Annotated in this window: 1 protein-coding gene; it reads right to left on the bottom strand. The window is 37.6% G+C overall.

All coding sequences use genetic code 11. From position 1 onward, the window contains the following. Positions 1–34: 34 nt before the first annotated feature. Positions 35–1110 (bottom strand): ISKra4 family transposase gene (locus tag QUA33_RS28100; protein WP_333153058.1). Its coding sequence is split into 2 segments (ribosomal slippage): positions 35–957 and positions 957–1110, totalling 1077 coding nucleotides; the frame shifts between segments, so codons are not numbered across the junction. Positions 1111–1225: the final 115 nt, after the last annotated feature.

Genomic DNA, 1225 nt, shown 5'->3' with positions numbered 1-1225 from the left:
GGGAGCGTGTCACTTTTGCAATAAGTACAAATACTTAGACAGCTTTTCCCGACTTGCCAATTAACCCATTTAAATAAGCACATCGATGAGCCAAAACTTGCCCCACATTTTCTTTTTTCCAACTTGCTCCAGATATTTTAACCCGTCTCGATATTTGCTTAATTCCTGATTCTACTGCCCCAGATCCAATTGAGCATACCTGAGATTTCTGAAGTGCTTCATAATTGACAATTCTTCCTTGATGCTTTTCTAAATATCTGCAAAAATTCACTGCTGTTTCTTTCTTTAATTCTGTAAATAATGCTTTTGCACTTCCTATCTCTCCTTGCCACAAATATCCTTCGGCTTGTTTTAGTCTTCTGATTGAACCTCCTACTTTCTGAAGATTTTCATTTAAATGATACCAATCTAAAATTTCTCTTCTGTCTTGTTTATAACTGATTTCCTTGAATATATTCCATACTCCATCATGCCCGTCTCCCAAACAAGTTACAGGTTTTGCTAAAGGTTGGTCATTGGCCCAATCAATGAGCTTGTCATTTTGCTCGAAACAGGCTAATATCCCTACTTCTGATACCATTGCCTTATAGTCTTTCCACTCAGATTTTTCTCCTTTTTGTGTAATCAATCTTACTTTTCCACCATCTACACTTAGCTCAGTAATGTCTATTTTTGCTGCTGGCTGCTCAAATTTTTGATAATGTACTAATCGTTGTTGTGTCTTTGATGGGACAGTAATTCCTGTGATATATTCAATATCTTTTGCCGCACTACTGTATCCCACATTAGCACTCAGTCTTAAACAGCAGTTTTCTAAATGTGGACTCAATCTACTCCTGCTCCCACAGCCTAATTTATCAGCTTGTTTCTCTGTGAGACTTAGCTCTCCAAGCGTACTCTTCAATCTTTTTTTTCTGCCTGCTTTCGTGCCACTAACTGAGTAGATAAAAAAATTCCGATTTTGGGAGTCACGTGAGTTAACACTTGTTCTTTAACTGCTATCTCAATATCTTCTAATGTCTTCAGCGATTCCGGGTCACAATCAGCATAAAGTAGTGCAGCAATAGCATCGACATGAGTTTGAATTTCCTGTTTGTGTTCTGGAGTCATTGAATTTCTCATAGGAAGACATCTTTATTTTCGCCTATTTTACTCAGAATGGCTGCAATTGGTCACAACAGCCTTATTTAAGTATTTGTACTTATTGCAAAAGTGACACGCTCCC

Origin of the sequence: Microcoleus sp. Pol14D4 (assembly GCF_036701245.1) — a bacterium.
Classification (GTDB): Bacteria; Cyanobacteriota; Cyanobacteriia; order Cyanobacteriales; family Microcoleaceae; genus Microcoleus.
The sequence above is the reverse complement of the archived record's forward strand: the minus strand, read 5'-3'. Positions and strand labels throughout refer to the sequence as shown.